Source organism: Sphingobacterium sp. UBA5670 (assembly GCF_002420705.1).
Taxonomy (GTDB): Bacteria; Bacteroidota; Bacteroidia; order Sphingobacteriales; family Sphingobacteriaceae; genus Sphingobacterium.
In genome coordinates this window covers 6,648-9,665 of sequence record NZ_DIIM01000015.1, presented here as the reverse complement: position 1 = coordinate 9,665, position 3,018 = coordinate 6,648, and the positions used below count along the sequence as shown (strand labels likewise).

The 3,018-nt window shown below is 36.6% G+C and carries 3 protein-coding genes; 1 reads left to right on the top strand and 2 read right to left on the bottom strand.

Annotated features, from left to right (window positions below):
- Nucleotides 1-342 precede the first annotated feature (342 nt).
- Both B3C94_RS12850 and B3C94_RS12845 read right to left on the bottom strand, forming a co-directional pair.
- Nucleotides 343-1,428, bottom strand: coding sequence for a hypothetical protein (locus B3C94_RS12850; protein WP_293904236.1), 1,086 nt, complete (start codon nucleotides 1,426-1,428; stop codon nucleotides 343-345).
- Between the two features lie 56 nt (nucleotides 1,429-1,484).
- A complete protein-coding gene (locus tag B3C94_RS12845) occupies nucleotides 1,485-2,048 on the bottom strand; it encodes a hypothetical protein (protein WP_293904234.1) in 564 nt (187 codons plus the stop codon).
- 561 nt (nucleotides 2,049-2,609) lie between these two features.
- Here B3C94_RS12845 and B3C94_RS12840 point away from each other — a divergent pair.
- A complete protein-coding gene (locus B3C94_RS12840; protein WP_293904232.1) occupies nucleotides 2,610-2,993 on the top strand; it encodes a hypothetical protein in 384 nt (127 codons plus the stop codon).
- Nucleotides 2,994-3,018 lie beyond the last annotated feature (25 nt).

Here is a 3,018-nt window from a genome sequence, read left to right as displayed (position 1 = left end):
TATATATTTTCCAAATTAATTTACAAGTCTAAATATTACGGGATACCATAAAATAACCTCCTTATCTAACTGTATTTTAGATAAAAGCATTTTTATATGGAAACAATTAAAGCAATCAAACCGGGACCAAAGCCTAAGAAACAAGATGGCACCCCCGACAGAAGACAACGCGTAACACCCGACACCAAGCCGAAGCATCCGGATCTGAAACCGCACAAGCACAAGCCCGGGGATTCGAAGTAAAAGAATAATGGATTCAGCTGCTTTGTAGCTGAATCCATTACTTCTAGACCGCAATATTGATAGATCTTCGAAAGAGCACAATAGTGTACATTCCTTTGACTACGGCATAAGAGGTTCTATTCCAAAGTAAAATCTATAATTTCTTATTTCTATACTACAGCCATTGGTGATCACACATTGTAGAACAAGCCAACCACCTGATCCCTTAGAACTGACTTTCACATAATTCCCACTTGCAGTCCAAGATACGATCGGACTCCCAGCTGATTTAGAAACTAAAGACCACGAATAACTCGTTTGACCTGCCGATTCATAATTATAAAGGTTCATACTGCCCTCGTACTTCATGTTGCCAGTCCCTTGCAGCACTTTAAATGTTTCGTAATCATAAGCTTCTAAATGATCTAAGTTTTCAAATCCTATTACCGTGCTGCCTCCTACCATTATATTTTTATCATATATTCTTCCATCCACAGTCGATCTCAATTTGACAGTACCATTTGCTGTACCAATTCGAGTTACTTTCCACTGATTGTTGCCCAATGCCGTAAGTGTCGCAACGTTAGTCGCATTTTCAAGCGTTACTGTACCTGAGTTGACAATAGTATAAATATCCTCGGCACATGTCTGCGCTGGGCCGGTAATAATAGAAGTAAAATATACATCTATTTTAGACATTTCACCCCATTCGGAACAATTCGATGCTTTTCCTGCTACCATGATCGACCTCAGCTGCGTATCATTTATACTTAAATTGATTGTGGGTGCTGTTGTGATAGTTTGAATTCCTGTGTTTGTCGTCCACAAAAATGAAGCGGCAGGAAATTTTGGATTAACAATATTGGCGGTGTAAGTTTTAGTTCCGATAAAATTACCAGGGATTTCCTTATCGCCACTTATATTATAACGGGATGCGGTTTTAACTTTAACGTTCAAATCTAAATAGGTTGAGCCACCTGGTATCCCGCCAGTTCCAGAGATTTCGTACTGAACTCGGAGTCTCCATTTACCTTCATCGGTTATATTTCTATTCCATCTAACAACTACAGTATTTGTATTCTGGCTAACAATAGTACCATCCACCACAGACCATAGATAATGGCCGGTATACGAAACTCCGCTAAATGAATATTGATAGTTAACTTCTGGACAAGGATTCGCTTCACCAGATATGACCTGCCCCATCAGTTTATCAGAAAAAAGGACAAATAAGAATAATATTATAAGGTTTATTTTAGTTTTCATTTTTCAATTAATTTAGGTGACCACTCTTCAAATTCTCCATCTTTTACATCTTTTGAAAAGATTTTATGCATATAAATCTTCCCATACTCTCTCAATGTAATCTCCTGACTACTATAAGATCTTTTACCTGATTCCGCATCTGCATCTAAAATCACAGCGATTAAATACTTTCCGGGACGATAATCTTGCAGTTGAATTCCTGAGCTTTTAGTGATATTCTCGGTTTTCACTTCGGTATTTGTTTTAGTATCCAGTGCTATCCCTTCAAGTGCCTTATCTACATCTTTTATGGCAAGTGTCTTATCATCACTCGGCCACATAATAATTGTCGCATCAACCGGCGATACATAAAATTTTTGCCAGAGATTATATTTAATTGCACCGGTCCGAACGTGAACAACAGACATTTTCTCGGGAATCCCCATAAATGGATTTTGAGGTTGTTGATATAAACTATCTAAACCAATGCTTTCTTCCTGAATAAAGGGCTCATTTTCCCTTTTTGAACAACCTGATAAGATTGAAACTAAAATTGGAAGTAATAAAAATTTACTTTTCATGTTATTTATAATTAATGATTAAACGCTTTTAACTTGTCCCCAAAACAAAATATGTTAGTGATCAAATGACATTCTATCTTTTAAAAGAAACTCCTTTCTAATGCCAGAATTTCGCTTATAGACAGGTTACATTTATCTGTCAAGCTGTTTTTAATTAAAATGTGTTTTGCCATATTTCTTTTCCTTTTAAGTATATAGCAAAAGTAGGCGGACCTAAGCCGCTATCTGAGGAAAAGAAGTGTTATATAAGCGGTATCTGGGAGATACCGAAAAGTCGGGGTTTGTGTTTTGTGATACTATAAGGAAAACTGTAAAATTTGGGGAATGCTCCAAATAAGATTTGCTTAAAATGATTTGGTATGATGAACTATTACAGCTATATTAGTATAGCCGGTTAAATAAATAGCATTTAGCCAAGCGTCCTAATTTAATTGGGGCGCTTTATTATTTTTTAGCCCCTGGATAAATTCAAGACCATAAATATCTAAGCCTGTTCGCCGATCATTTTTAGATTTTTGAAGAAAAGGGCAGTCTTATCTGATTAAATAGAACTGAATCGATATGGATCATTTAGAATCGATACCATTATGGACATTAGTAGCTAACATCAAACAGGAAATTAGCTATGGTCAAGGGAAACTGCAAACTCGCTATGGTACGAAACAGTTTAGCCCCGGGACCAAAGTGTATATTATCGATTGGTATGCTGGGATGTGCCAAGATATTACCGTAATCGGCTTGTCCAGAGATACGAAAAAATTAATTACCATTGTTATACGGGCTGAATGGATCGACAACCTCCGCGTCAAGTTATGCTACAACCCTAAAGTATGCTCAAAAATAAAAACCTACTTTGATAAGGAAGAAACTGGAATGCAGCGGTATACAGAAAAATTCATCAATGATATGTTTATCGGTATACCTCGATGGAATGAACCTATTTAACACCCACAATGATAATGTGAGTTAC